This is a genomic window from Labrys sp. WJW (assembly GCF_001676615.1).
Lineage (GTDB): Bacteria > Pseudomonadota > Alphaproteobacteria > Rhizobiales > Labraceae > Labrys > Labrys sedimenti.
In genome coordinates, this window is record NZ_LYXZ01000014.1 from 210,720 (window position 1) to 237,413 (window position 26,694).

37 protein-coding genes are annotated in these 26,694 nt (G+C 60.5%); 31 read left to right on the top strand and 6 right to left on the bottom strand.

Annotated features, from left to right (window positions below):
• From BA190_RS10185 to BA190_RS10235, 11 genes are all read left to right on the top strand, one after another.
• Positions 1-1,359 carry a hypothetical protein gene (locus BA190_RS10185; RefSeq protein WP_068285806.1) on the top strand — a complete coding sequence of 453 codons (1,359 nt, stop codon included), beginning with the start codon at positions 1-3 and terminating at the stop codon, positions 1,357-1,359.
• Positions 1,360-1,469: 110 nt separating this feature from the next.
• Positions 1,470-2,030 carry a hypothetical protein gene (locus BA190_RS10190; RefSeq protein WP_156771459.1) on the top strand — a complete coding sequence of 187 codons (561 nt, stop codon included), beginning with the start codon at positions 1,470-1,472 and terminating at the stop codon, positions 2,028-2,030.
• A 23-nt stretch (positions 2,031-2,053) separates the two neighbouring features.
• Entirely contained in the window at positions 2,054-2,581 is a 528-nt protein-coding gene (locus BA190_RS10195) for a hypothetical protein (protein ID WP_068285811.1), read from the top strand.
• Between the two features lie 126 nt (positions 2,582-2,707).
• Positions 2,708-3,244 (top strand): hypothetical protein, encoded by a 537-nt coding sequence (locus tag BA190_RS10200; protein ID WP_068285813.1) that lies wholly within the window; start codon positions 2,708-2,710, stop codon positions 3,242-3,244.
• A gap of 10 nt (positions 3,245-3,254) precedes the next feature.
• Positions 3,255-3,593, top strand: a complete 339-nt coding sequence (locus tag BA190_RS10205) for a hypothetical protein (protein ID WP_068285815.1) — start codon at positions 3,255-3,257, stop codon at positions 3,591-3,593.
• Positions 3,583-3,771: a hypothetical protein gene (locus BA190_RS10210; protein ID WP_068285817.1), complete on the top strand. Its 189-nt coding sequence runs from the start codon at positions 3,583-3,585 to the stop codon at positions 3,769-3,771. The genes BA190_RS10205 and BA190_RS10210 overlap by 11 nt, the downstream gene beginning before the upstream one ends.
• A complete protein-coding gene (locus tag BA190_RS10215; RefSeq protein ID WP_068285818.1) occupies positions 3,771-4,256 on the top strand; it encodes a hypothetical protein in 486 nt (161 codons plus the stop codon). The genes BA190_RS10210 and BA190_RS10215 overlap by 1 nt, the downstream gene beginning before the upstream one ends.
• A complete protein-coding gene (locus tag BA190_RS10220) occupies positions 4,253-5,311 on the top strand; it encodes a hypothetical protein (protein WP_068285820.1) in 1,059 nt (352 codons plus the stop codon). The genes BA190_RS10215 and BA190_RS10220 overlap by 4 nt, the downstream gene beginning before the upstream one ends.
• On the top strand, positions 5,311-5,916 hold the full coding sequence (locus BA190_RS10225; RefSeq protein ID WP_068285822.1) for a hypothetical protein: 606 nt from the start codon (positions 5,311-5,313) through the stop codon (positions 5,914-5,916). Before BA190_RS10220 ends, BA190_RS10225 begins: the two co-directional genes overlap by 1 nt.
• A gap of 79 nt (positions 5,917-5,995) precedes the next feature.
• Entirely contained in the window at positions 5,996-7,249 is a 1,254-nt protein-coding gene (locus BA190_RS10230; protein ID WP_068285824.1) for a phage tail protein, read from the top strand.
• 88 nt (positions 7,250-7,337) lie between these two features.
• The gene (locus BA190_RS10235) at positions 7,338-7,868 is read left to right on the top strand and encodes a phage major tail tube protein (protein WP_068285826.1); all 531 of its coding nucleotides are present in this window, start codon (positions 7,338-7,340) and stop codon (positions 7,866-7,868) included.
• A 9-nt stretch (positions 7,869-7,877) separates the two neighbouring features.
• On the opposite strand, the gene BA190_RS10240 is transcribed toward BA190_RS10235, so the two are convergent.
• Positions 7,878-8,249, bottom strand: coding sequence for a hypothetical protein (locus BA190_RS10240; RefSeq protein ID WP_068285828.1), 372 nt, complete (start codon positions 8,247-8,249; stop codon positions 7,878-7,880).
• Positions 8,250-8,280: 31 nt separating this feature from the next.
• Between BA190_RS10240 and BA190_RS10245 the strand changes: the two genes are divergently transcribed.
• From BA190_RS10245 to BA190_RS10305, 15 genes are all read left to right on the top strand, one after another.
• Positions 8,281-8,670: a phage tail assembly protein gene (locus BA190_RS10245; protein ID WP_068285833.1), complete on the top strand. Its 390-nt coding sequence runs from the start codon at positions 8,281-8,283 to the stop codon at positions 8,668-8,670.
• 108 nt (positions 8,671-8,778) lie between these two features.
• Positions 8,779-11,463 (top strand): phage tail tape measure protein, encoded by a 2,685-nt coding sequence (locus BA190_RS10250; protein ID WP_068285834.1) that lies wholly within the window; start codon positions 8,779-8,781, stop codon positions 11,461-11,463.
• Positions 11,464-11,472: 9 nt separating this feature from the next.
• Entirely contained in the window at positions 11,473-11,895 is a 423-nt protein-coding gene (locus BA190_RS10255) for a phage tail protein (protein WP_068285836.1), read from the top strand.
• Positions 11,896-11,899: 4 nt separating this feature from the next.
• Complete coding sequence (locus BA190_RS10260; RefSeq protein WP_068285838.1) at positions 11,900-12,124, top strand: tail protein X; 225 nt, start codon at positions 11,900-11,902, stop codon at positions 12,122-12,124.
• Positions 12,124-13,185 (top strand): phage late control D family protein, encoded by a 1,062-nt coding sequence (locus BA190_RS10265; protein WP_068285840.1) that lies wholly within the window; start codon positions 12,124-12,126, stop codon positions 13,183-13,185. The genes BA190_RS10260 and BA190_RS10265 overlap by 1 nt, the downstream gene beginning before the upstream one ends.
• Positions 13,186-13,223: 38 nt before the next feature.
• Complete coding sequence (locus BA190_RS10270) at positions 13,224-13,598, top strand: hypothetical protein (protein ID WP_068285842.1); 375 nt, start codon at positions 13,224-13,226, stop codon at positions 13,596-13,598.
• A complete protein-coding gene (locus BA190_RS10275) occupies positions 13,595-13,834 on the top strand; it encodes a hypothetical protein (protein ID WP_068285843.1) in 240 nt (79 codons plus the stop codon). The genes BA190_RS10270 and BA190_RS10275 overlap by 4 nt, the downstream gene beginning before the upstream one ends.
• Positions 13,806-14,399, top strand: a complete 594-nt coding sequence (locus BA190_RS10280) for a lysozyme (RefSeq protein ID WP_068285845.1) — start codon at positions 13,806-13,808, stop codon at positions 14,397-14,399. Before BA190_RS10275 ends, BA190_RS10280 begins: the two co-directional genes overlap by 29 nt.
• Before the next feature lies 1 nt (position 14,400).
• Entirely contained in the window at positions 14,401-14,760 is a 360-nt protein-coding gene (locus tag BA190_RS10285; RefSeq protein ID WP_068285847.1) for a hypothetical protein, read from the top strand.
• A 37-nt stretch (positions 14,761-14,797) separates the two neighbouring features.
• Positions 14,798-14,974 carry a hypothetical protein gene (locus tag BA190_RS35870; RefSeq protein ID WP_162275082.1) on the top strand — a complete coding sequence of 59 codons (177 nt, stop codon included), beginning with the start codon at positions 14,798-14,800 and terminating at the stop codon, positions 14,972-14,974.
• A complete protein-coding gene (locus BA190_RS10290; RefSeq protein WP_068285849.1) occupies positions 14,971-15,294 on the top strand; it encodes a hypothetical protein in 324 nt (107 codons plus the stop codon). The genes BA190_RS35870 and BA190_RS10290 overlap by 4 nt, the downstream gene beginning before the upstream one ends.
• 55 nt (positions 15,295-15,349) lie before the next feature.
• A complete protein-coding gene (locus BA190_RS37055) occupies positions 15,350-15,475 on the top strand; it encodes a hypothetical protein (protein ID WP_256390524.1) in 126 nt (41 codons plus the stop codon).
• A complete protein-coding gene (locus tag BA190_RS10295; RefSeq protein WP_068285851.1) occupies positions 15,475-16,767 on the top strand; it encodes a hypothetical protein in 1,293 nt (430 codons plus the stop codon). The genes BA190_RS37055 and BA190_RS10295 overlap by 1 nt, the downstream gene beginning before the upstream one ends.
• Complete coding sequence (locus tag BA190_RS10300; RefSeq protein ID WP_068285853.1) at positions 16,764-17,363, top strand: hypothetical protein; 600 nt, start codon at positions 16,764-16,766, stop codon at positions 17,361-17,363. Before BA190_RS10295 ends, BA190_RS10300 begins: the two co-directional genes overlap by 4 nt.
• A 646-nt stretch (positions 17,364-18,009) precedes the next feature.
• Positions 18,010-18,294, top strand: coding sequence for a hypothetical protein (locus tag BA190_RS10305; protein WP_068285855.1), 285 nt, complete (start codon positions 18,010-18,012; stop codon positions 18,292-18,294).
• Here the strand turns inward: BA190_RS10305 and BA190_RS10310 are convergent.
• Positions 18,269-18,991: an SOS response-associated peptidase gene (locus BA190_RS10310; protein ID WP_068285857.1), complete on the bottom strand. Its 723-nt coding sequence runs from the start codon at positions 18,989-18,991 to the stop codon at positions 18,269-18,271. The genes BA190_RS10305 and BA190_RS10310 overlap by 26 nt on opposite strands.
• A gap of 185 nt (positions 18,992-19,176) precedes the next feature.
• Here BA190_RS10310 and BA190_RS10315 point away from each other — a divergent pair, with 185 nt between their 5' ends.
• On the top strand, positions 19,177-20,031 hold the full coding sequence (locus BA190_RS10315) for a DNA adenine methylase (protein WP_068285859.1): 855 nt from the start codon (positions 19,177-19,179) through the stop codon (positions 20,029-20,031).
• 161 nt (positions 20,032-20,192) lie between these two features.
• Here the strand turns inward: BA190_RS10315 and BA190_RS10320 are convergent, their stop codons facing one another.
• Both BA190_RS10320 and BA190_RS35225 read right to left on the bottom strand, forming a co-directional pair.
• Entirely contained in the window at positions 20,193-21,209 is a 1,017-nt protein-coding gene (locus BA190_RS10320) for a hypothetical protein (RefSeq protein ID WP_068285860.1), read from the bottom strand.
• 231 nt (positions 21,210-21,440) lie between these two features.
• Positions 21,441-21,710 (bottom strand): hypothetical protein, encoded by a 270-nt coding sequence (locus tag BA190_RS35225; RefSeq protein WP_156771461.1) that lies wholly within the window; start codon positions 21,708-21,710, stop codon positions 21,441-21,443.
• 87 nt (positions 21,711-21,797) lie between these two features.
• On the opposite strand from BA190_RS35225, the gene BA190_RS35875 reads away from it, so the two are divergent.
• The 4 genes from BA190_RS35875 (at position 21,798) to BA190_RS10345 (ending at position 24,530) form a co-directional block, all read left to right on the top strand.
• Positions 21,798-22,121, top strand: coding sequence for a hypothetical protein (locus tag BA190_RS35875; RefSeq protein ID WP_156771462.1), 324 nt, complete (start codon positions 21,798-21,800; stop codon positions 22,119-22,121).
• Positions 22,118-22,369: a hypothetical protein gene (locus BA190_RS10335; protein ID WP_068285868.1), complete on the top strand. Its 252-nt coding sequence runs from the start codon at positions 22,118-22,120 to the stop codon at positions 22,367-22,369. The genes BA190_RS35875 and BA190_RS10335 overlap by 4 nt, the downstream gene beginning before the upstream one ends.
• 150 nt (positions 22,370-22,519) lie before the next feature.
• Positions 22,520-22,903, top strand: a complete 384-nt coding sequence (locus tag BA190_RS10340) for a hypothetical protein (RefSeq protein ID WP_156771463.1) — start codon at positions 22,520-22,522, stop codon at positions 22,901-22,903.
• Positions 22,904-23,927: 1,024 nt separating this feature from the next.
• Positions 23,928-24,530, top strand: coding sequence for a hypothetical protein (locus BA190_RS10345; protein WP_068285872.1), 603 nt, complete (start codon positions 23,928-23,930; stop codon positions 24,528-24,530).
• A gap of 870 nt (positions 24,531-25,400) precedes the next feature.
• On the opposite strand, the gene BA190_RS10350 is transcribed toward BA190_RS10345, so the two are convergent.
• Both BA190_RS10350 and BA190_RS35880 read right to left on the bottom strand, forming a co-directional pair.
• Positions 25,401-25,940 carry a hypothetical protein gene (locus BA190_RS10350; protein WP_068285874.1) on the bottom strand — a complete coding sequence of 180 codons (540 nt, stop codon included), beginning with the start codon at positions 25,938-25,940 and terminating at the stop codon, positions 25,401-25,403.
• Positions 25,941-26,097: 157 nt separating this feature from the next.
• A complete protein-coding gene (locus tag BA190_RS35880) occupies positions 26,098-26,691 on the bottom strand; it encodes a hypothetical protein (protein WP_156771464.1) in 594 nt (197 codons plus the stop codon).
• Between the last annotated feature and the right edge of the window lie 3 nt (positions 26,692-26,694).

Consider the following 26,694-nt stretch of genomic DNA (forward strand, 5'->3'; position numbering starts at 1 on the left):
ATGGCTGATACTTACGAGCCGCTGCGCAATTATCCGATCCCGGACGAAGGCAATAAGGTCTCTGGGGAATTCCCCAGGAGTCGCGACGCCATCAAGATGATCGCGCGGGATATCTCGGATCTCTTCACTGCGGTTGCCGGCAAATCGCCGTTGGGCCATCAGCATGCCTTTGCTGATGTCCCCGGACTGCAAGCGGCTCTCGACGCTAAGCTCAACGCCGGTAGCACCTTTGCACTGGATGACCTGACGGACGTCGATGCTTCGGGTGCGGCGAACTTCATGGTTCTCGCGTCGATCAATGGGCGTTGGCAGCCATGGGTGGTCAGCGCCAACAACCTCGCCGATTGGGATGTGAGGTTGACGGCATCGAAAGTTGCCAAGATCAATGCTTCACAAGCGTGGACGGCAACGCAGGATTTCACGGGTGCCACCACAAAGGTCAAGTCGCTCACGGCGGGCGCGAACATTCAGGGCGACGACCAGGCGGCAAGTACGAAGTATCTCTATGATTTTTTTGTCTGGTTGAATGCCAATGGCGCGATCGTTCCGCAGAACAGCCCCAATCTAACGGGCAATCCAACCGCTCCGACACCCCCTACCGGTGACAACGATACGAGCATCGCTACCACGGCCTTTGTGCAAGGGGAGATCAATGGCCGGCCGAAGCTGAAGACCTATTCGGCAAATGCCACGTTCTCGCCAGCCGATACGCACTCGATCATTCGGCTTGAGGGGGGCAGTGCCTATAGCTTGCCGGACAATAATTCGTCTCCAAAATCGATCGAATACGCGATTTTCAATGCGACCAATTCCACAATCACCATCACGGCCGCAGCGGGCAATTATCTCTACACTAGGAACGGCATTTCGGCATCGGGGGGCACTTATACTCTGGCCCCCTATGAAGCTGTCCTGATCAAGGCGGCGAGCTGGGATTGGTATATTCTCGAAAACAAGCGACTGAACATCGCCTCGGCGACGGATTTCGCCTCCGGTACGGCCGACAAGATCCTTGAAGCCTCGGCGGTTTGGTCGGCGGCGGCGCCCAAGCCTGCCACCTGGGCAACTTCCCTTGTTCTGGATTTCTCCAAGATCAACCATTGGTTTGTGATGGGGGGGAACACAACGCTTGGCATTCCTACCAACGTTAAAACTGGGCAAACCGGATATATCTCGATCTACCAGGGGAGCACCGGCGGACAAACTATGTCGTTCGCTTCCTGTTGGAAGTTCGCTAACGGCGTCGTGCCGGCGCTTTCCACCGGCAACAACGCGTGGGACAAGCTTTACTATCAGGTGGAAGACCCGACACCGGGTTCCGTTCGGATTCACGCGAACCTCGTCAAGGGGATTGCCTGATGCTGCCCGGCGATACCGCAAGTATGATCGGGTTTCTTCGGGCCGTTGTGCCTCAGATAATCGAGCACGAAACGGCCGGAACCTATAATGACGTTGTTCCGCAATACAACGTGATGGTCATTGAGGGCTTTGCTGCGGCCGCCGGCGGATGCAGCACCACCGCGAGTAGCTATGGCCGCGGTACGGCGGGCGGCGACACGACTGTGCCTTCGCTGTCACTTTACGCCCAGGGTGGCCAGCCGCCGCAAGGTACCCTCAGCAACAGTTCGCTCGGCGGCCTCGGCGGGATCGCCACAGGCGGCGATGTGAATATTACCGGCCAACGGGGCGGCGGTGCCTACGCGTCATCGAATCCCGGCGGCAAGGGCGGCGATAGCGGCGGCATTGGATTTGGCGGCGGCACCGGTGGTGCTGCCCGATACAGTGGCGGCGGCGAGGCGGGAAGTCCCTACGGCGGAGGCGGCGGATCCGGCTTGAATGCCTCCGGCGCCTATTGCGGGGCTGGCGGCGGCGGCGGGTACTTCAAGAAGACCTACTATTACGGTCAGGCGGGGGCGCCGATCCCCGGCACCACCCTTACGAGCGTGGTGGGCATTGGCGGTGCCGGCGGAACTGCGGGCAATCCCGGTGGCGCCGGTGCAACGGGCGGCCTTCGCATCACCATCTCTTAGCCTCACAACATTGGAACGCGCATATGCTTGTCCGCATATCGACCTTGCTGCCTTGGCGCGGCGAGCCGATCGATGATGTCCTGCATCCCTCCATCATCGAGCAATTGTGGTCGGCCGAGGAATTGGCGGCCGTAGACCTGGCGATCCCGTTGCCTTTCGAGGTGCCGCCTGGTCAGGTGACCGTCGGAGGCCCGCGTTATCTCGAAACCGACGATGGGCAGGTTCAGACCGTCTACGATACCGAGGATGCTCCGCCGCCACCCGTGCCGGAGGATCTGTCTCGCTGGCAGTTCTTTGCCGCTGCGGCGCTGGCTGGGGTCATCTCCCAGCAAGAGGCCGAGGACGCCATTACGGGGCCGCTACCCGGTCCCTTCGTGGCTTTCATCGATACCTTGCCGGAAGCCGAACGGTTCGGGGCGCGGATGCTGCTCAAAGGAAACCAGATCTTTCACCGACATCACCCGTTCGTCGAGGCCTTCCTCACCGCGAACCAAATGACCGACGAGCAGGCCGACGCGATCTGGCGCGCCGGCGCAGCCCTCGGCGCCTGATCTCAATCACAGGGGAAACGTGATGCGCATCCTGCTTTGCGGGTTGCTGGCGCTCGCCCTCGCGTCATGCGCCACGCGCCAACCCGATGCGCCGATCTGGGCGCGCACGGCGAAGGAAATCGGAAAATGGTAGGCCTGTTCATGATTGTGGCGTTTGCGATCGCCAATCATATTCGTGGCGGAGGCGGGTTGTTCGGCCCCCAAGTGGTCGCACTCCTTCAGCGCATCCCGGGCAACGGTGATATCACCGCCGCACCGATCGTCGCCCTGTTGGCATGGGCGGCTGGCGTTTCCGCTTTCGGCCTCCCGCCCTGGGTCGCTTGTCTCCTATTCGCGCTGTGCTGGCTCGCATGGTCGACGCCTGCGTGGGGATTTCTCCAAGGCCTCGGCCGCGGGCACGGGCCGATCGATGTCCGTGAACCTAGCTGGTACGAAGCTCTCTTCATTCGCTGGTCATTCGGCAGTCCGCACCTCGCCTATGGCTATCGGACGACCTTGTTCCTGATCCCGACCGGCATCTGTTTTGGCTGGCCATGGCTCCTGCTGGGGCCCCTGCAGGTGGCCGCTTACGAGATTGGCTGGCGGCTCAGAAACCCCGGCATCCCGATCGGCGAATTGATCACCGGCGCTCTTTGGGGTGCGGCCCTCTTCATTGCTTCCTGAGTGACCAACGATGCCGGCGCAGCGCAATATCGAAATCTGGAAGGGAAACACCTTCGAGCGTGTCTTCGTCCTTCTGAACGGTGATCGTACCCCTGCCCAAATGGCCGGCTCCGAATTTGTCTTCCGGCTTGTTTGGCAGGGTGGCGAACTCCGCAAGACCGTTGGTGACGGCCTGTCACTCGATCCGGCGACTGGTCGCCTTGCCCTGGTGGTCAAACCTGCCGAGACGCGTTTGCTGCCGACGGGCTCCTACGCCGTCAAATATGAGCTCGAGCGTCGCGTCGGCGATTGGCAGGGCACTCTCTTGTACGGCTCGGTCACGGTGAAGGAATGGGCCAATGACGATTGAGGTGATCGAGATCCCCATTCCGGCCGAGCCGGAAGTGATCGAGGTCACCACCCCATCAGGGCCTGCTGTGATCGAAGTGCAGGTCCCTGGCCAACCTGGTCCGAAAGGACAGGACGGCGAAGGCGCTCTCGACGACCTTCCCGACCTGACCCTGATTTTCAACAACGGGATCGTCTGATGTCATTCGCCACCAACATCCAGAACCTCGCGACCCGCATCGCGACCGAGTGCAAGGCGCTGCGCACGCTGACCAACGGCAATGCCGCCGATCTGTCCGCCTTGACCACGACGGCTAAGTCCAACCTCGTCGCCGCGATCAACGAAGTGAAGGCCGCGGTCTCCGCCGCCAGCGGCATTGATGACGGGGCAACAAGCACGGGGTCGACCTGGTCGTCGTCGAAGATCCAGCAGTCGCTCACGGCAGCGATCGATGGGATCCTGAACGGTGTCCCGTCGGCGCTCGATACCCTGCAGGAACTGGCGACTGCACTTGGCAACGACGCCAACTTCTCCGGTACCGTGACCGCTGCACTGGGCAACCGCGTCCGCTTTGACGCGGCCCAGACGCTTACCGCACCGCAGCAGGCCCAGGCCTGCGCCAACATCGGTGTCGGTGACCCGACTACCAACTTCGTCACCACCTTCGAGGCCGGCTTGGCATGAGCCTGATCGACCAGATCGGTGCACTTGCGACCCGCATTGCCCAGGAAATAAAGGGGCTTGGTTCAGTCTTGCCGACCGGCGGCGCCCTGGTCCGCCGCGACCCGGCGGGATCAGCCCAGGTCGCGGCGCTTCAAGCCCAACTGATCTATTCGCCTGCCACCCGGCCGGCTTACGTACAGCAGCCGATTTTCATCCGGTCGACCACGCCGGACGGGGCACTCGACGGGGCGAAGACCTTTTACTTCACGGTCCTGGTTCTGACCGCCGAAGGGCAATATTGGACCGAGCCGGAAGTTGCGGTGGCCATGGGCGGCAACAACACCGTCGAATGGCAGACACAGATCTACGATGCATCCAAGATCCAGGGGATTATCACGTTCCGGAGCGAAACCCCAGGCAACTACCTCGGTCCTGGCGCCGGTGCGGTCGACCAGAATGTCAGCGGCCCGCAGGCCGGCACGGCCTGGATCTTCGTCGACAAGGGCGCAGCGCCGCTGCTGGCCATGAACCCGCCTGCTGCCACGACAGTGCCCTTCCAACTCCATGCGAACGGCCTGGACCATACTGGCACGATCTCGGCCAAGGACATGGTTGTGACTGCCCCCGTCCCTTCGGATGCCGACGGCAACCAGCTGGTGCCGGCGGTGTGGATCAACGGCAAGGTCGCACCTGCCACCAAGGGCGCTTTGCAGGTCGACTTCGATGGTAACGGCGCTGCGCTGCCGGCGAACCTGCTGAAGACGATCAAGCTGAACTTCCCCGGGCGTATCACGGGGTGGAGCGCCTGGGGCAAGCCAGTGGCGGGCGAGACATCAGGCAGCGCGACGTTCGCCGTCTGGCGAAAGGCCTTCGCCGACGGCGAGCCGACTGCGGCTGACAAGATGTCCGGGGCCGGGCCCTCGATCTCGGCCGCGACGCAGAACACCGGCACCGACTTGTCCGACTGGACGGGGGCGACCTTCGGCGAAAATGATCGCGTCACGATCGCCCTGACCAGCGTCAGCAACTTCGAGAAACTGTCCGTCAGCTTCAGCCTGTTGAAGGCCGCTGCCTGATGGCGACGTCCTGGGATCCCGCCCACTGGCATGTCCAGATGGCGCTGAGTAACGACAACCTGACGATCACGGCGACGACGGGATACTCGGTCTGCGGCATCGCCGTGGATCCGATCACGACGAAAAGCATCTTCGGCCTGCGCCTCGATGACACCGACGGCAACGGGCAGGTCGCGCTGGGGATCGCCAACGCCGACGTCTACACCAGCAGCTATCTCGGCGGTGACGTCAATGGCTATGGCTTCTGGCCTGGCGATGAAGGGCTGTATTTCAATGGCAGCAAGATTTCGACGGCCCCGGCCGCCCGTTCCAACGGGATGAAGGCCTGGGTCGCGGTCGACCCCGCGCTGCGCAAATTCTGGCTTCGCGCCAACGACGATGCCTGGTTCGGCGGGACATCGCCTGATCCTGCAACCGGCAGCGGCGGGTTCGACATCGCCTTTTCAGGCGCCATCTATCCAGCAGTGGCTGTCACGCGCCCGGGTGAAGTCGCAACCGGTCTATTCGCTGCGGCTGCCTTGGAAAACGTCCCTGCCGGATTTGCCGAGGTCAATCCGTCGGCCGTGGTCATAGTCCCGACGATCACTGCGTTCCTCATCGTCTAGTCGCCGCAACCATCCGAGCTCAAGCCAACTCTCTTCAACCCCGCCCCGCCTGGTGCGGGGTTTTTCATTGGAGCCTGCCATGAATCCTACCTTCGGCGTCGTCTTCATTCCCGACAACAACGAAACGCAGCCGCCGAGCCCGGCCGAAATGTCGGTGATCGGCCTCGTGCTGCCCTCTGATGGCGCGAGTGCGACCCTGTTTCCGCTCGACAAGCCTGTCAACTTCAATTCGAAGGATGCGACCTATCTCGCGGGCCTGGGCACGGGCGAGCTCGCCGACGAGGTGGCGCTGATCAACAACCAGCTCAAGGGCATCAGCGCCCGCATCATCGCCGTGCGGGTCGCCAAGGGCGCCACCGACACCGAGACCGTCGCCAATATCGTCGGCACCGAGGCTGCCGGCACCGGCATGTATGCTCTGCTTCGCGCCGGACAGCTGCTTGGTCTTATCCCGCGCTCGCTGGGCTTTGGCCGCTATACCGGCATTTTCAGCCGCGACGCCGGCGGCGAGGCTCTCGCCAACCCGATCCTGGCTGCTCTGCCGGCTGTGCTCGAGGCGCTTTTCGCCACCGCCAAGGTCATGGGTCCTGGCACGACCCGCCAGGACGCGCTCGACCTGCGCGAGACCATCAACTCGGATCGCATCGAGTTCATCGACCAGACGCTGCTCGTCGCCAAGGGCACTGACACGATCGAGGTTTCGAGCTCGGGCGCAGCGCTCGGCATTCAGGTGCAACTCGACCACCTGACCGAGGGCGTGCCGGTTCGCTCGGTCGCCAACAATCCGGTGCAGGGTATTCTCGGCCTCAAGCGCTATGACGGCTTCTCACTGACGGATGGGGCCACTGATGCCCAGCAGATGCTCGCCAAGCAGGTGGGCGTAGTGGTGCGCGGCCAGCAGGGCGTCGAGACGGCGATCGCCGATTCCGGTTTCTCGATTGTGTCCTTTGCCGGCTGCGGCACGGATGAGCTGTGGCGCTTCATTTCGGCCAAGCGCACCCGCGACTGGCTGCACCTCACCTTGCTGAAGTCGATCCGCAAGCGCCTGGCCTCCAAGATCTCGGTGGCCGGCATCCAGGCCGTCGAAAACGACATGATGGCCGTGCTGCAATGGGCCAAGCACCGCGGCTACATCCTCGGCGGTAAGGTCGGCTTCGAGCGGGACAAGAATGAGCCGGCGAACCTTCGTAAGGGCGCCTTCCGCTTCTGGTTCAGCGCCGAGGAGCAGCCCGACCTCATCCTGGTCGTGGTCGATTCCCGCCGCGATGCTTCGGCCCTCGACGGCATGCTCGACACGCTGCTGACCCAGTCAACCACGCTCATCGCCGCCTGATCACGCGCGCCGGCGCGCCCGGCGAGCATCGTTCGTCCTTCCCATTCCAAGCCCCGCCAGCCGCGGGGCTTTTTCTTTGGAGACGCCCATGTCCAGCCTGATCATTCAGGAAGCCGCCAACATCTTCCTCGGCGACGACAGCCCCGACAATTCGAAGCATCGTTCGCTGCAGTCGGCCAAGCTGCCGACGCTCGAGGAGCTTACCCAACAGCACCATGGTGGCGGCGCCATTGGCGCGGTCGAGGTCGGCGGCCTCGGCCTTAAGGAACTCGACTCCACCTTCAAGCTCGCGGGCTGGGACCCCCAGGCGATGAGCATGTTCGGCGTTGGCGGCGGCCGTCAGAACTTCACAATCCGCGGCTTGCTGCGCAACAAGGATCTGACGAACAAGGCAATCACGGTGCGTGCCATCCTCAACGCCCGCCTGGTGACCATCACCCCCGACGAGTTCAAGCGTGGCGACCTGCTCGGCCACGACTATGCGCTGAAGGAGATTTTCCGATACCAGCTGTTCTATGACGGCTCGGAAAAGTACTTCTACGACTACCTGACCTCGGAATGGCGCGTCGACGGCGTCGATCAGAATGCCGAGGAGAGGGCTGCCCTCGGCATCGGGTGATTTTGCGCGTTACGGTTTCGCCTTTGACAGGATCGCGAGGTTATCGACGGTGATTCCGAGCGTTCCGTTGATGCGCGAAACCGTTCCCTGCAGCCTGGCTTGGCAACCTAGCTGACAATCGCTCATGAGCGTCTTGCGCGTTTCGCGCGGCAATCCGTCGATATCCAGGCGGGTAGTGACCATGTCGTCGGCATTTCGCTTCAGCCATGCCTCGCTGATCACAAAGACGAAGCCAGACATTTCGACCTTCTGCCCGAACAGTTGCTTCTGGTCGACGCGATAGTCCTCGACCGTTGTCTGCCGGTACTCGGCTGCACCCGCTGGGCCAATCGCGGCGAACGCCAAAGCTGCAACTGCCCCCGTGCCCCACAGCCTCGCCATTTCATCCCCTTTGAATCGTGGAGTTCAAACCATGTCTGACAATCCTACGCTGCCTGCTGCGGAAAGCTATAGACCGCAAGCGACCTCGCGGGACGGTCGGCCCCATTCCGAAGAAGTCGAACTCGACTGGCCATTCGAGGTAGCCGGAAAATGGTGGGCGTCAATCACGGTGCGCCGCGTGACGGCCGGTGAGGTCGAAGCCTTCACCACGGCGCTCAAGGAGGCACGCGAAGCCGGCAAGCCGCTCGATGGCATCCGCTTGCCGATGGTCGAGGCCCCCGACGAGGTCTTGGCGCTCCTCGATCCTGACGACGAGGATCGGGTCGAAGAGGCTGTCCAGCGTTTTTTGCCCCGCCGCTTCCGGGCGCCGGAGGCGCCAAGGCCAGCCCAGGCGACTGGCGAGGGCTCTTCGCCGGCGTGATGCACGGGCTCGGTCTATCCCTGGCCGAGTGCCGCGAAATGGAATGGTGCGAACTCGTCGCCTGGTGGGGCGAGGCTCGCTGGCTGATCGAACGGCGGGGGTCGTCACATGGTTAACCTCGTTTCGACCCTGACCGCCCGACTGATCGACCAGATCAGCGGGCCGGCGAAAGGGGCGACTGCTGCCGTTACGAAACTGTCAGCCGCCGAAAAGGCGCTCGCGAGGCTGGAAGCGCAGGCAGGCAAGACGACAGCCCTGAAAGGCCAGTTGGAGGATCTGGCAAAATCGAAGCGGGCTTGGGTTGCGCAAAAGCAGGCCGTTATCGATCTCGCTCAGGCGCAGGCGAAACAGGCCAAGTTCGTCGGCCCGCAGACCCGCGAGACGACGAAGCTGATCGCGGCGCAAGCTGCCGAACTCGGCAAAGCCCGCGACAAGCTGAAGGCGCTCGGCGCGGCTATGGAGTCGAACAAATCGACGGCTATGGCCACCAAGCGCGGCCTGGAGCAGATTATCGGCCCGATCAATACGCTGGCATCAGCCGAAGCGAAGCTTGCCGCCCATACCAGCCGTGCGAACGCTGCCTTGAAGCAACAGGCCGCCGCTGCGCAGCGATCGGCTCGGCGGCGCGAAGCCCTGGGCACCGTGGGCGGGGCCGTCGCGGGCTACGCGGCGTATCGCGGCGTGGGCTATGGTCTCGACGCTATCCAGCAGGCGGCCGACTTCGACATCGCTGTCCGGAAGATGCGCGTCTATTCCGATCTCAAGGCGGGCCAGGACGCCGGCTTGATCGCACAAGCCAAGCGTATCGGCCAGCAGACGCAATTTTCCAACATCGACGTGGTGCATGCCCAGGCTACCTCAATGCAGGGCCTGTCGGCCACCTTCTCGCCGGAACTCAAGGCTGCAGTAGCGGAGGGCATCCTCGAAAACGTCAAGAATTATGCGACCCTGATGGACGCCAATCTGGCGGAAGGCGCGGAGACTATCCGCACCTATCTGGCGACCACCAGGCGCGACATTTCCTCGAAGGAAAAGGCACTGTTTGAGGCCAATAAAGCGACCAACCAGGTCGTCAAGATGGCCAAGCTCGGCGGCATGTCGAACGAAGATGTGCAGGGGTATCTCAAATTTGCCCTGCCTTCCGCCACGGCTGCCGGCATCACGCCGGAGGCGGCGCTTGCCATGGGTGCCGTTTTACGTCGCGGCGGTTATCGCGGCGAAGAAGCCGGCGTCGCAATGCGCAACTTTGCCAACAAGATGATCTCGCCGACGGCTGGCGGCAAGGCTGCGCTGACGGCCGCCGGGCTCGACTACAACAAGTATGTCAATCCGGCCCAGTCGATGAACGTCGACAACCTCATCACGCATCTCGGCAACAGCGTCGGCACTGCGGCAACCCCCGCTTTGCGCACCGCTCTCGCCAAGGTGGTGAGTGATCCCAAGCTGATGGCGAATTCCGCTGCGTTCAACGCCGCTGTGGCGGACGCCGTCGAGGGCCCAGCCAAGACCGGAAAGGGCGGCAACACCGCCAATCGCAAGAAGGTCTCCAAGGCCGCTGGCAAGTTCTGGAATCTCTCGGCCGAGAGTATCGATGTCCAACGACTGTTCGATGACCTGATGTCGTCCAATATGTCACTGGGGCAACTCAACGAGTTGTTCAGCGGCAAATTCGGCGGCAAGTTCGCGCTCTCGCAGCAGGCACGTGACGAATATAATGCTGCACGGGGTTCGATTGGGCACGCAGCGGAGGATCCGGATTTCGCCGCCAAAAAGGCGACGGAGGTGATGGCGGGCCTCGGCGGGTCACTCGAAAACCTGAAGGGATCCTTTGACAATCTGATCCTGTCCATGGGGCAGGCCAATGAACGTTGGCTGAAGCCGGCTATGGACGGCATTGGCAATGTGGTCGACGCGGTCTCTAACCTCTCCGAACCAGCCCGAATGGCGGCTACCGCACTTGCCGGTGTAGCGGCCGCGGTTGGCTTGACCAAGGGCGCGGGCGCCGTTCTGGGCGGATTGTTCGGTAAGGGGGGCGGGGCTGAGGCATTGATCGGCTCGGCAACCGCGCTTGATGGTTCGGCCGCGGCGTTGACGCGGGCGGCTGTTGCCCTCGGCGGCAAGGATGTTGCCAGTAGTGGGGCTAAGGCTGCAGCTGGAGCGGCTGCGGCGGGTGGTACGGGTTGGCTTGGGCGCGTCGTTGGCGGTGCCGGTCGCATGATCGGCGCGGCGGGCGGGATCCTGATGATCCAAGCCGTTGCCAATTCAACGTCGCCATCGGAAGACAAAGCACTGGCGGACGCGGCTGCCGGCACCAGCGGCGTTCGGGCCAAGTATGGCGATGATACCTTACGGGCCGCCCGCTCGGCTTATCAGCCTTGGTGGAAGCGCACTTCGACCCTGGACGCATCCGACAGTGACGATCAGTCTTATGTCGATCGATATCTTGCCGGAGGCGGCCCGTCACTCGCCCAAATCGCCGCCAAATACCCGCAAGGTGCGACCGGCATATCGCGCGCGCCCAATGCCGGTTGGACGCCGCCTTCCTCCGGGGGGCAGAACTATCAGACCGAGGTCGCCAAGGCGGAGCAAGCTGGTCAGCAGATCCAGCAGGCACTTTCGCCAACTGCTGCGCCGACTATTGACACGTCCGGCCTGCAGGCGGCCGTCGCCCTGGCCGAACGCTTCCTGTCGCTGATGCGCAGCGCCGGTGCTGCGGCGATCAACACATCCCATCTGGCGCCCAAGGCCGTGCCTGCGCCGATGACGACCCCTGCTTACGGCAAGGGCGATTGAGGCACCCACATGCTCTATCAGCTCGGCGGCACGCAATTCGATGTCGTGCCTTTCAACACGCATGAGACTGACCACGAGATGGGCGGCGATTTTGCCGCCAAGGATCTCATCGGCACCATGCGCGATCGGGAATTCGTTGGGCCATCCGACGAAAAGCTCACCTTCTCCTGCCGGATCTTCCCCGCGAAGTTCGGCGGCCTCGAGGAGTTGGAAGGACTGCAGGTCGCAGCAGTCTCCGGTGAGCCGCAGATCCTGGTGCGGGGAGACGGAACCAATCTCGGCTGGTGGGTGATCGACAAGGTCGGCGACAAGGCGACCTTCCTCGATATCAAGGGCGTCGGCCGGGTGATCGAGGTGCAGATCGCGATCACCCGGGTGCCCGTGCCAGGCAAGACAACCATCCTCGGCGCCCTGTTGCGCCTGTTCGGATAGCGCGATGGCAAAAGAAACATTGACGGTCAGTGCCCAATACACGCCGCTCGATCTCCTGATCTGGCGGCGTTTTCGCGATGGCAGCGCCGGCATGGTCGAGGCGGCCTTCGACGGTAATGCCGGCCTGGCCGATGCCGGGCCCTTTCTGCCGGTTGGAACGGAAGTTCAGGTCGACCTGCCCGAAATGCGCAGAAACAAGCCACGGCCGCTCGTGAGGCTCTGGGATTGATGGCGCGCCAGGCGGTTTTCTATGTCTCGGTCGGCGGCAAGGATGTCTCAGGATCGCTCGAGCCCTATGTCGAATCGATCACCATCACCGATGCCTCCGGCTCGACCTCGGATGCTGCCGAGATCGAATTGAACGACGCCGACGGGCAGATCCTGTTGCCTCCGAAGGGCACACCGATCTCGATCGGGCTCGGCTGGGCCGGGGAGGGGACCATGGTCTCCTTCGAGGGTGTCGTGGATACCACGCCCTCACAGGGGGGACGCGGGGAGGGTACTCGGCTTTCGATCACCGCGAAGTCAGCCGATCAGAATGGCAAGCTGAAGGAGCGCAGGCAGCGCCATAAGGACAAGGGCAAGTTGAAGGACGTTGCCGAGGCCTGGGGCAAGGATGCCGGCTTGTCGTCAGTTCATATCGATGAAAGCCTCGGCAACGTCGAGCGCGACTATTGGGCCATGCTCGGCGAAAGCTATACCGAGTGGGGCGTGCGCATCGCAGCCGAGCTCGGTGCGACTTTCAAGGTGGCCGGCGACAAGGCCGCGATGGTGCCGCGCAATGCGGGCAAATCGGCCTCCGGCAAGTCGCTGCCGACCATCTATGCCACCAAGCCGGGAAACCTCATCGCCTGGCGGATCTCGCCCACTGAGGATGCGCATCGCTGGCAGAAATACGAGGTGAGCTGGTACGACGCCAAACAGGCCAAGCACCGTAAAGAAACGGTCGAGGTCAAGCCGGAAGAGGGCAGCGACGGGCCGCCCGCTCCAAAGGCCGGTCATGTCCATCGCTTTCGCGCCGCCAGCAAGGATGCCGCGACCGCTCGCGCCAAGTCGGCCAAGGCCGATGCCGAGAGGGAATCGGGGTCTGGCAGCATCACGATCGACGGCGATCCGTCGGCCCAGGCCGAGGCGCTTTGTATCCTCGCCGGCACCCGCGACGGGGTTGACGGCACCTATCGCATCGACACGGCCAAACACAGTCTGTCGCGAGGCTCCGGCTACATCTGCGAACTGACTTTGAAGCAGCCACAGGGCGATGCCGGCAAGGACAAGCGGGGCTCGAAATAGGCCACCGCGCCATCTACCTGAAAAACTGGATTTCCATCATGATTGACCGCAAGCGTCTTTACGATGCCGTGCGGCCGCTGTTCGGCGGCCATTTCACGCAAGCCCAGGTGAATGGCGTTGAGGCCATCTTGGAGCGCTGGGAGACGGCAGAAGGTAGCGATCTCAATCGCCCCCGCATGGCCAGCGCACTGGCTGCCGCCTTTACCGCAACCGGATCCGCTATGCAGCCGGCAGATGGCGATCTAGTTGCCTTCGCCCTGCGCTATGGCCCCAACGGCGACGGTTGTATGGGGCCTGCTCCTCGTCTGCGGGGCCGGCGCTCCACCGCTCCGTCCGATGATGTGACCGCCTTTCTGGCGGCAGCCGACGAGATCGCCGCCTGCTTCCTGCTTGGCCTGCGGGTGACGGCATGAGGCTCGTGCCCAACTGGCGCACCGTTCTGCGGCGCGCATGGACCCTTCGCCTGCTCCTGCTCGCCGGCCTGTTGTCCGGGCTCGAGGCAGCGCTGCCGCTCCTCCCCACATGGCTGGCGATCCCTGATCGCCTCTTCGCCGTGCTCACCGGCGTGACGGTCGCCGCGGCCTTCGTCGCCCGCCTCATTGCTCAGAAAGGAATTTCCCATGCCGACCCAGAAGATCCGGTCGAGTAAACGGGCCGCCGGCGCCATTGCCGCAATCATGTCGATTGCGACGGCGATCGGCGGTGTCTGGTATGTCCGCCAGCCTGGCGGCGACGCCGTTCCCGCCGCCGTTGCTCTCGCCTCCGACACCCTCATCAGGCCCTGGGAGGGGACGGAGCTTCGCGCCTATTATGACCGCGTCGCCCGCCCGCCGGTCTGGACGATCTGCAGCGGCGACACCCGCAATGTCCGGCCTGGCATGGTCGAGACGCCGGCCGGTTGCAGCAAGCGGCTGAAAACCCGTCTGGCCACTGAGTTCTATCCCGGGCTGAAAGCCTGCGTCGATGGCTTCGAGGCCAAGCCGGTTGCCTGGCAGGCGATGATGATCTCGCTTGCCTGGAATGTCGGTGTCGGCGGCGCCTGCGGTTCCTCTGCTGCCCGCCTGGGCCGAGCTAGCCAGTATCAGGCGAGCTGCATTGCCGCGACCGCCTTCAACAAGGCGGGTGGCCGCATGATCATCGGCCTGGTCAAGCGCCGTGAGATGGGCGACGCCACGCGCATCGGCGAGGCCGAACTGTGCGTGTCGGGGCTCTGACATGATCGCCACCGCCGTCGCCTTCCTCACCACATCGAAGCTCGGTCGGGCCCTTGGCGTCGCCGCGCTCGTGCTTCTCGCGCTGGGCGGTGTCTATCTCGCCGGCCGCCACGACCAAGCGCGCAAGGCCGAGATCGCCGCCCTCGAGGCCAAGCTCGCCATCAAAACCGCTGACCTGCAAATCTCCATGGCGCTGGCCGACATCGCCCAGGATGAGATCCGCGCGTCCGAACAGGCCGCCGCCGCAAACCAGGACAAAATCGATGACTATGAAAAGGCCCTGGCCGAGCGGCCCGATACTCGCTGCGCTCTTGGTGCTGACGACGTGCGCCGCCTGCGCGCGCTCAACCCCGCCCCTTGAGCGTTCCCTGCCGGCCGCGCCCAGCCTGATGGCGCCCGTGCCGGTCCCTGCAATCCGCGAGGGGATGGACGCCCGCCTCCTCGCCGCCAAGGCGCTCGGCTCGACGGCCGCCGCCAATGATCGGCTGACACGCTCGCGCCGCTGGTACGAGCAGGTTCGCCGCTGCTTCGCCGCCCCCCAAACCCCCGATTGCAAGAAGGAAACCAAGCCTTGAGCGACAGCGGCGAAAAGGAACATTGGAGCGTCGACAAGAAGATCCCAGCCGCCCTGGTGATCACCTTGCTCCTGCAAACTGGCGGCATCGTCTGGTGGGTCTCTTCGCTCAACAGCCGCGTCACCGTCGTTGAGGAAAAGGCGATCGCCACCCGGCTCGACATCGACAAGCTCAAGGATGTCAGTGGCGAGGCCAAGGAGCGCTTTGCCAGGACGGAGACGACCCTGATTTCCGTCGTGGAAACCACGCGGCGCGTCGAGTCCAAGCTTGATCGGCTCCTCGACGACCGTCAGCCCGCCCGGGCCAACGGCCCGCGCTGAGACCGAGCGCGGCCGCCACGACCGCCGCCAATCCCCATCACAATCGGAGTTTGTTATGTCCGAACGCCTTCCGGCGCGCGGTGCACGCGCATGGGATTACCTGTGCCTGCTCGCTGCGGTTCTCTTCGTTTCCTTCTCCCTGTTCCTGGTGTTCGCCACCATTGAAGGGGCGCGTTCCTGATGTCGCGTGTCCCTGGTAAGCATTTGACCCCTGAGGAGCGCGAGGCGCTCGTCCGTCTCATCCTGTCCGGCGTTGCGCCAACAATCGCCGGCCGCCAACTCGGTATCGGCGAGAATACTGCCCAGCGTATTGCTCGGGATCTCAAGACCGGTGCTTCGTATGCTCCAACTGCTGAAGCTGCGGCGCCGGCCGATCCCGTCGAGTTGCGGCGACTGCGCGATCGTGCCGAGAAAGAGCGCAAAGCCAAGGTCGACGCTGAGCGGCGTGCCGCCAAGGCCGAGGATCTGCGTTCTGCCGTATTCGGGCTGACGGCCGAGCCGCTGGAACCGGTGCATTTCACGGTCCAGCCTGGCGGGACCGGCCAAGCCGAAACAATCGTACTCTTTCTCTCAGACCTTCATTGGGGCGAACTCGTCGACCTTGCCCAGCTTGACGGCCTCAATTCCTACAATCTGGCGATAGCAGGGGCCCGGCTCGGCCGCTGGGTTCGCACGGTGATCGACCTTGCAACCCGCCATTGGTCCGGCGAGCCACCCGAGCGCATCATCCTGGTGCTCGGCGGCGACATGGTATCAGGCGAGATCCATGCCGAACTCGCCCGCACCAATGAAGCCTTGGCCCTGCCGGCCGTGCGCGACCTGGTCGGGCACCTGGTCGGTGCCATCCGGGCTTTCCGGCGTGAGATCGGCTGCCCGGTCGACGTGATCTCGATCGCAGGCAACCATGGCCGCACCACCTTCAAGCCCGAAGCGAAGCAGATGGCCGAAACCAGCTATGACACGCTGGTCGGTACCCTCCTCGAAATGGCCCTGCAGGCCGACGAGGGCGTCGCCTTCTTTGCGCCGAAGTCGCCCGATGCCGTGTTCTCCGTCTATGGCTGGCAGGTGCTCGCCACTCATGGCGACCGCATCGGCTCACGCGGCGGCCAGGGCTTCATCGGCCCGGCGGCGACCGCCGCGCGCGGATTCAAGCGCCTGATGGCCGATTACGCCACCCGACGCATTCACCTCGACCTCATCCTCGCTGGCCATTTCCACACGCCGCTGCAGCTTGAGGAGGGGTTCATCAACGGCTCGCTACCGGGCCCGACCGAGTACAGCCGCGACGGGCGCTTCCGTCCGCATCCGCCCAAGCAACTCTTCCTCACTATGCACCCGCGTCGGCTCATCGCGCAGGTGCGCTGGATCGAGGTCGGCCGCCCGGAGGAGGGCACGCTGTTCGAACCGCGCTCTATCGACCAGCCCTTGCGCCCACGCTACCGCGTACCGGCCATCCGCGAGGTGGCGGCATGAGCAATACAGGCAAGATCAAGGTTGTCGGCCTGTGCGGCCTTGCCGGCAGCGGCAAGACGACGGCCGCCAAGGCGCTCGAGGGGTATGGCTTTACGCGTCTGCCCTTCGCAGGGCCGCTCAAGGACATGTGCCGGTCGATCCTCTCGCTGCGGGAAATGGCCGGGGACCTCAAGGAAACCCCCAGGAAGCGCCTTGGCGGAAAAAGCCCGCGCCAGTTCATGCAACTGCTCGGCACAGAGTTCGGTCGCGATCTCATCGGCCCAAACTTTTGGGTCGACCTATGGCTCGAATCGGTTGGCGAGGCCGGGCTGGAGGCGCTTGCCGCCAACCTCGACGGCGCTCTTGTCGTGGCCGACGACGTGCGCTTCCCCAACGAGGCGGCCGCCGTCCATAGCCTCGGCGGCTTGGTAATTCGCATCGAGCGGGCAGGCGCCGGCAGTTCCACCGGCGCGGGCCATCCCAGCGAGGCGCTGGACTTCGAGCCCGACCTCGTCGTGCGCAATGTCGGCAGCGAGGAGGATTTCACCGAGGCGATCGCTGATGCCATCGCAGACTATGCTTGGGCGGAAAATATTAGTCGACTGGCAGAAGGGTAACCGATTTGGAGAGCAGCATCATGCGATCTTCCTTCGGGTTTTGGATTTGGACGCCGTGATATTGGGGATCTGTGCTGATGCAAAACCATGCATCCGCTGGGCCTTGGTCCGGAAAAACCGCTGCCCGAAGAAGCAGTTGACCTTCGCACTGTTGCACTGACCCTACAGGTCTCTCGACCGCTAGTCGACTAATTGGTTCTGGGTGTAGGAGTGCAATTCTGACTCGGCGCGAGACATCGAACGCCGGGCTATCTCCAATCTCGCTGTGCATCATGAATCGCCCAGCATGTTTGCCGCTCATGATAACAAGAGAGTGTTCGTGACCTCCAGAGTGTTGGAACACGACACGCATGGCAAGCTTGGCGCCTCCGGCATCTTCCATGCCATTACCCCTCCGATTGGGAGCCCCTATTTGTACGACCGCGCCGGTCGGCGCAGTTGTCCATGTGGGATAAATCGTGAGCTCGTTAAGTGGAATCGTCTCTAGATGGTCCATGCTTGTTACGCACTGCTCGGTGCGTCCCCCCTTGGTGTCACATGCCAAGGCTAGGAATTATCCCGTGACCCAGATGTGAAGCGCCAAGTTGGTATTTGACGGCTCCAGCTGCGGGCGTATGTTCCCTTTATGTTCTTGGAGGGAATCGCGATGCCGGTGTTGGTCGCCGTGATGATGCACATGTTTTTCAGCCCGCGCGCTGGCGGGCTGAATTATTGTGTCGAGGACTGGGGGCGCGTTGGCGAGAAGGGAAGGCGCTACGAGACCATTGCCGCGTGCGACGGCATCATGATGGCTCGGCGTGCCTTCGGCGTTGCTGTCGAGGAGCGTCCGCGCAACCATATCCTGCTTCGTCATGGTTGCCGGGTGGTGCAGGATTCAGAAAATCCCGAAGATCGAAACAACCCGCTCAATTATCCGGAGCGGACGGCTTGATCGGGTCGAGCACGTCTGCCTCGTTATAGGCCGGCGAATTCACCTTCGTTGAGATCGGCCACATGTCCATCAACTCGGCTGGGAAGGGCACGATCAGGTCGCGGGGATCGGGCTCGATGTTGGCGAGCCAGCGATCATAGTCCTTCTGGTGCAGGATGAGCGGCATCCGATCATGGATCTGCCCAACCAGGCTATTCGGCGCGCAGGTGACGATCGTAAAGGTGCGCCGAATCTCCTGGGTAGCCTTGTCGGTCCAACTCTCCCATAGTCCGCCGAGCGCGAACTTCGAGCGGTCCTTCATGGCGATAGCGTAGGGCTGTTTCTTCGTGCCCTTCTTGATCGGCTTGCCATCCTCGAGGATCTTCATCCACTCGAAAAAGGCGTCGACCGGGATCAGGCATCGCCGGCTCTTGTAGGCGCCGCGAAAACTCGGCTTGGCCGTCAGATCCTCGCCGCGCGCGTTGATCGGATAGGGCCAGTCGCTGGGGTCCTTCACCCATGAGGGAAGTAACCCCCATTGCAAAAGGTCGTGTACGTAACGCTCAAGGCCTGGCTGGCGGCGGATCACCCACAAGAATTGCCGCGGCGATCCATTGTGATGCGCCTTCCATGCCGCGGCGATCGTTTCCTCGGTCGCCCCCATCTCGGAGAAGATGCCGGGTAGCTCTGGCCCGGACTGGTGAACGCGGCCGCACATCGCCTAACCCCTCCAACGAGTTTCCGCTCCGCCGTCTGTTGACATGGCGGGGCATCGGGCGCGCCAACGCCCTCCGCTTCGGGCAAAATATCCCATCCACCCGAAAAGCCTCACTATCACGAAAAGGCTACCCGCCACGCGCGCCCGGGCGCAGGGCGAGCTTAGCCATTCGTGGATCACTCTCAATGGAAAATTATGCGACCCGTCCCGTCATCCCCCTCAAGCCGCTGGCGGCATGGATCGGGGGCAAACGCATGCTTGCCAGCCAGCTTGTCAGGCTTATCGACTCTGTCCCTCACGCAACCTACGCGGAGGCCTTCCTTGGAATGGGTGGCGTTTTTCTGCGCCGTTCACGAGCGCCTCAGAGCGAGGTTATCAATGATCTCTCTGGCGATGTGGCAACGTTCTTTCGGATCTTGCAGCGCCATTATGTCGCGTTTCTGGATATGCTGCGGTATCAAATCACCAGCCGCCGCGATTTCGAGCGGCTTGTCACGGTCGCGCCATCGACGCTGACGGACCTGGAACGGGCGGCCCGCTTCCTCTATCTCCAGAGGCTATCCTTTGGCGGGAAGGTGGCCGGCCGGACCTTCGGTGTCTCCCCTGGCTTGCCCGGCCGCTTCGATGTGACAAAGCTCGTGCCTCGCCTCGAGGAGGTTCACGAGCGCCTTTCGGGTGTGGTGATTGAAGGGCTGGACTATGCGGAGTTCCTCCGCCGCTACGATCGCCAGGAAACACTATTCTACCTCGATCCCCCATATTTCGGTACGGAGGGGTACTATGGCGCCGACATGTTCAGCAGGGCCGAATTCGAGAGGATGGCTGAGCAACTCGCAACAATCAAAGGGCGGTTTATCCTGTCGATCAACGACACGCCAGAGATCCGCTCGACATTTGCGCAATTCGACATCGAGGCTGTCGATGTGACCTGGTCGGTCAGTCAGTCCTCTCCTGTGCAGACAACGGAGCTAATCATCACATCGCCAGGCCTGCGGGCCTCCGTTGCACAAGACCTCTTCTCCCATTCTTCTCGGATATAGACCTCCGATTGAGTGGGACCTTGGCCGAAATATCCATGATAAAACAGTGGGGCCCTATGCGGTCCCACTGTAACCTAAGCGGTTGTGGGAAGAGGAAAAGTTCAGTCTACCTCTGAATATCATGGGGGAATTAAGTTCGGCTACGAACGAATAGGCCTCAGCTAAGTTTCCGTCGCTGTATCGTCAACTTCAAATAGGAAGTGCTTGCCAATATTTTCTAGGTGAAGAAGTCTATTCTTTAGTAATTGCGCTTTCAAGCTTGGTCTAACGTCGTAATAATTAGCGCCGACGCGCCCCATATTATCTATGAATTCCATCTCGGCGTTTAGGTACTGCCACGATTGCCGGACAAGATCATCCCAACTTTGGATATCGATGTAGTCGATGGATTTGCCATCAACTATAGACGCGCGGATTTTACTCTCCGTAGCCTCAATGAGTTTCTGCATGCGCTCTACTTGGTCGATCGGGTATCCGTCAACGTCAAGGAGATTAGGAAAATGGTAGGGCGCTGATTTGGATATAGCTATTTCGATGCCTTTTATGAGTTCTATTACGACAGTCCCTTGCCTTATGATTTCCTCAAATTCCATGTAATTGCGAATATTACGGTGACCTATATCCCCCAAGTCAATTTCGTGTACCAATTTATTACGGTTTTCGTACAATTCTTGAATTGTAGAGCCGGTCGATTTTCCCTCTTTGTCCTTGACGTCAAGCAGATCAGATAGCGCATCAGCTGCATCCATCGCCTCAAGGACGCGGCTAATTGCTTGAATATATCCCGCATAGGTCGAGATACTGGAGGCACTTGCAAGCAAGTGAGGTATTGTTAACCCCTCCGAAATCATCTGAGCTAGTTTGGCATCCGAAAGGCCTTGCTTAATGTCGTTTAAATGAATTCGTTTAGGGTCAAAGGCAAATAGATCATAAAGCCTCGATTTGGCATGCCATTCGAGACAGGTAACAAATCCGACTTGATAATATGAGACGAACTCATAAAAGGCCGGATGCCATCGCTCTTTTAATATCGGCTGAAGATGACTAGCTGCGTCCGAAGCGTCTTCAACTAGAGCCTCAAGCCGAACTATCGCGGAGATCGCGTTAAAAGTTGACACTTCGGTTGTGAGGTGGCGTTTCGCAAAGTCAATTTGCGGCAGTATGGGCTTGCTTGACATTCATTTGGCTTCGTAGAGCTGACAGGGTTTGATAAGGCGGTAGGAGTTGCGGTGCCGCAGGAAAATTAGCATGCCTTGGAATTCTTGGCCGAGCAATCGAAGCCGGGTCTTGCGCCACAGTACGGCTGGGTCGATTGGTTTGCACTTCGCTTCTAAGTCATTGATTTGTATAAGGTGATATCTGAACTAGTTTGTGGATTACCTTAGCATTTTCAACGCTTGGCACAGGAATCATAATCCGCGTGTCGGGGGTTCAAGTCCCTCTCCCGCTACCATCGGATTCACCGACAGATCGCTCAAGAGCGGCGCAAGGTGGCCAGTCACTTCAAAGACATATGGCTCGTGCGCCTGCCTTGGGCGGATGGTTACGGCTTCAACGAACACCCGGAAGAGATCGCGCAGGTCGGCAGGGATATCGCCGAAGCTGCCGCTCAGGATGACGTGCAGCATTTCCAGATTTTGATGGAAGGCCTTCACGGCGGTCGGGTGAAGCTCGATCACCTTGGCCTCTTCGCTGACCGCGGCGAGTTCGGCCTCATACCGATCTCGATCGGCTCGTAAGGGTGCGCGAACAGGGGGTCTAAGTCAGTGATCACATGGCTCGATTTCCGACTTTTCGGCAATGGCGGCGGCCTCGGAGCGCCCTACCACGATCAGCGCTTCTATTGGCTCTCTGGCCAGTTCTACACCTTCATGCATGGTTTCGGCGCTCAGCTGCACAGCTTCCAATGGCGGCATCCTAAGCCTGGCGAGCGGCGGCGGATTTGTGGGCGTGATTTCGTGGTGCTGCATGGCAGCCGACGTGGTCCACGCGTGCAAGTGGCATGGTGCATGGTCGGCCTGCCACGCGATATCGACGAGGCAAATGCGGCTATCCGGCAACTTGAACAAGATCTTGGGAGGATAGGATGAGCGCCCTGTTCTCCATCGTTCCCCTGCGCGGCTGGCTGATCATCATCGGCGTTATCGCCGCTGTCGGTTTGGCCTGGTGGACAGCTGAAGCCCTCAAGGATGCCGGCGCTCAGCAGGCAATCAACAAGATCGAAACCCAAGACAGGAGCGCGGTCGATGCGGCTGGCAAAGCTCGGAATGTTCGTCGTGCTTGTGTCGACGGTGGCGGCGTGTGGGACACCGCGACTGGCAAGTGTCAGGGGAGGTGAGTGCAAGGTGTTCGAGGCGCCGGCAACGGTGATCCTCGGGCAGACACCGGCCGATCAGGGCTGGATTGACGATACGATTGAAAGTGGCGTTGCCGCCTGCCACTGGCCCCGGCCGAAAGCGAGAAGTGCGAAGTGATGGAGGAGAAGCCCATGCATACGCCTTCCTGGTTCAAGCCACAGGTCGACATCGGGAGCGGCCTCGCGGTGATTGGCGTGATCATCGCCGTGGTCACCAACTACAACCAGCTCCAGAACAATCAGGACAGGGTGAAGATCTGGCAGGAAACCCTAGAGAAGCAGATTGCCGAGCGGCGCGTTATGATCGACGCCCGTTTCTCCGCGATCGAGGCGAAGATCGCCCCGATTGAGGCCGTTCAGTTCCGCCTTGGGAAGCAGGAGGCCGATATCGTCGCAACCAATGCCAGGGTTGACCGCATCGTCGACAGCTTCTCGGATCAGCTCAAGGAGCTGCGCAAGGACGTAAACGCGGTGGGCACGAAGGTCGAGGTGCTCACCCGTTCGCTTGAGGATTAGAACCGCCTCAACCGGCCGATGGCAAACGGGCCGCGCTAATTAATCTTCAATCTGACAGCGACGCATTCACTCTCCGGATCCGGATGAGGAACGAAGGGGAGCTCTCTTACTGTTGCTAGAGAAATCGCCAATTCAACCCCTCCTTCTTCTTCGAGAAGGCAAGCGGAAGATTCTCAATTTTTTCTAATACTCGCGCCGTTGAGGTGTTGCCATGGCTAATTCACTATTTGTTCTCATGGAGAGTGCCGAGGGTGGAGAGAGCGATGGAGTGCTATTTATCCGTGTAGGAAGCAATTTACCGAAATAAGTGATGTCGACGTTATCGAGCGCTGTTCCGCATACCATATGCCTTTGCGCGAGACTTACGACAGCGACTAGCGTTGAATGCCAATTGGAGCGGTACGTGCACTATCGCACTTGCTGCGACATTTTTACCGCATAGTTGTCAAATAGGAGTTCACTGAACAGTTAGCGCCGTTACAGCGTTTGACACGGCCGGGATTCCTGTTCATAGCTCTAGCGCGGTCTAGACCGGTTTCGGCGTCAAGGACCATCGTTAGCATTAAGTCAATAGTTTTCTTGCTAATGACATAATGCTCACCATATTATCAGGGGAGCGCTTCGATGGATGTCCATCGGCGCATAACTGGGCAGATATCAACGACTGGCGTGGTGGCATGCTGGTCGGAAATTGCTGCCTGTAACGGAGGCTACTGTGTCGCACGAAAATAGGAACGGGCTCCTTGAATGCCTAGCTTCCGATCACGGAAGCGATTTGGCTGACGTGAAGTTTTTTCGTGGGCTGCGTAATGACGTCATTACGGCAGAGGAAATCTGTCAGCAGGCGCACTCGGCAATTATGCAGGAGAAGTTAGGGCAAGCGCTTATTTCGCGCGATGCACCACGCAGCACTTTTCCTGTTCGCGATGTACAAGAATTCGTGAATTCCCTCTAGAAAAATCTTTAGCAAAGCCGCAAAAGAGCCTAGGTTGATTCCTTAGGCTCTTTTTTTGTGCGAGTAAGCATGCTGCTAACACGTATGATCCAACACTTCTCTGCAGTTAAGACTCTGCCTGTCGATGTAAATGATGTCAGGGATTTCTTAATCGCGAATGGAGTGCAGGACGAAATCACGTTTGTTGGCGTCGTGTTCGATCCTCAAATCATGTTAGGTCAGTTTAAGAGATTTCGGCGGCGAACTGGCGTTTACGGCGAGACGTTGAATTGCGCAAATGTTTACTATCATGCTGGCGCCGAAGCGAATTGGCAGCGCTTTATCACTTGTAAGGAATTAGTGCACCTGGCAAACCCGGAAGAGGCTAAATCCTCCTCTAGAGAATCGATCGTAGAGTTGGTCGACAAGATTGGTCTCCCTCCTGGGATGCAGGACGCGCCCAATGATGGCTGGGCGACTAATGTAGATAGGCTCGCAGAGTACGTTGCTATCGCGCTCTTGTTGCCACTTGAGGCTCGTAACATTCTTGCAACAGCGATAGCGGATGAGAGTATTCCGATCACTGAAGCTGACGTTCCTCGCATTGCAGATATCCCTCCACGCTATGCGACGATCGCAATGCGCGAATGGTGGCCTACATCAGTTCAACAACTGACTAGCATGGGCATATAGGGAAGACCTCAAAAAGGCTGCTAAGGGCGCCTACGTCAGCAGTTGACGCCACTAGAGCGGGTCAAGGATGTCGGGTTCGTTATAGGCTGGCGAATTCACCTTGGTTGAGATCGGCCACATATCCATCAAGTCGGCCGGGAATGGCACGATCAGGTCACGCGGATCGGCTCAATGCTGGCATGCAGTTGGTTCGCGAGGATCTGGCCAGACCGTGGAAGGCAGGGGCCGCTGCTCGTGAGGAGCGGCGCTTGTGGTGGTGCGGCCCAGAAAATTGAGAGTTGGCGGCCGGCGTCACCGTCGGGCCACCCTCTCGCCTTTGGCTTTAGACATTTCGCGCCTTCACCGAAGCGGGCTAATAGCACTGAACGAAAGCCAGCCGGTATCCGCAGCGATTTCCGTTGTAGCTCCAGTCATTCTTCGTATAAACGCCGCACCCCGGTCCGTAGGGAACACCGCAGATCCGCCGACATGCTATGTTGCTGTCCCATCCGTGCAGGCCATTTCCGCTGCTGCAGGTGATTTTGTAGGACATTCCAGGCCAGCCGGCCGGCGATTTTGTTCGGCAGTCTATGTCGTGTTCGCCCCAGCAAACAGCTTCCTGCCGCTTACTGCTCCCTGGCATGCTTCGAACATCTTTCCCCTGGGCCAGAGCATCAGTTGCAATGAAACCGAAAAGCACAAAGAACCAAGCCAACTTACCCATTGCCCCCTCCTTGGCTGGATAATTGTCGAGATCAGCATCGTGACACTACCTCCGGGCATGTGAGGCGTTCGTGACAAGCTAGGTGGGGTAAGTCTTCGGGGATGCGTTTTCTAAAATTCTCTCGGCTAGGGGTGTCCCAGCCATTGAGATAGCCGTAGAATTATAACCTAGGGATCTTGTCGGTGGCCGCCGCCTTTTTTTTTGCGGGCGCCCTTTCGCTGCGGCTTGGCAGCTTCTGCGCGTTCCCGCCGTCGCTCTTCGCGAATATTATCGAGCCGACGCAATCCTGCATCGAATAGGTTCTCGGCATTGCACTGAATTGTTCTCTGACGTGCCATTTGGGCGGCAACAATGCGCAAGCTTGCCTGGCGAATGTCCATTTTCGCGTCGATGATGGTCGCCTCGCCATTCGTCCAGAAGCGCTCTCTGTCTTTTGGCGACCAACTCTCCATCCACTCACGATCGGCCCTATTCCCGTCGACCGCGTTGGAGATGTCCCAGGAGGAGGGGAGGAGGCCATGGACCTTTTGATAGGCCTGGGCAGCCTCGATGCATCCGACCATGTCGCCGTAGATCTCGTATGATCGACCGCCGCCAGCGACCACCCGCAGGAAATTAATCGCGAATTCCCTGAGCGTCTTTTCGACTTCCTCTGAAGCTGCGTTCCTGGCTAGGTCTTTCTCCGAATTCTCGCTGACCAATTTCATGGAAACGACCCCGCCTGACGCTCCGAGGGCAATTGCATAGCATGAATTTGGTTCGGGGGAATCCTCACCCCCTTGCGAGCCATGCCAAGAAGTTACCCCGGGCTGAGGAGGCGACAATTAGCTCGCCGGCATCACTGGTCTCTTAGGATCGGAAGAGCTATGCCAGTTCCCGGATCAGGCGCCCCATTTCTTCACCGAAACGGAGCCAAAGATCGACATGCACAGGAGGGAGGCGCAGATAAGTGGCGACTTCGTCAACTGTTCTGCTCCCCTCCTCAACGCTTCGAGCCAGTTTTGCTCGTGCTCCCTCGGGCACCAAAACCGCCATGGCTTTGAAGACTCCAAGTCGATCATTTAAGGCAGCGGCCGGAAAGTCAGGAAGGCTTCTAATTTCAGCAGATAGGACAGCTGGGACAAGTGCCATAAGTTGTTCACTGGATCGGACGCAAGCTCCAGCATCATCAAAAACATGAAGCGCTTCTTTAACAATAACCAAGCGCTTCCAATCCATAGAAAGATCGGCACCGTAAAGAATGTCAGTGTATATCTCAAACTCACCGCTATACATTCCACCAATAGGAACAGCAGTTCGACGAAACGCGCCGCGGTAGGCTGGCGAACTTCTTTTGACCTCGTGCAGCGAAATTATCTTGTGATCAGTATTGTCCTTAATCCAGGATAATACTGAATCTACGCTAATCGGAAGGTTTTCTTCGGTCGAAAATGAATCGACGAGAGCTCTGAGTGTCATAGC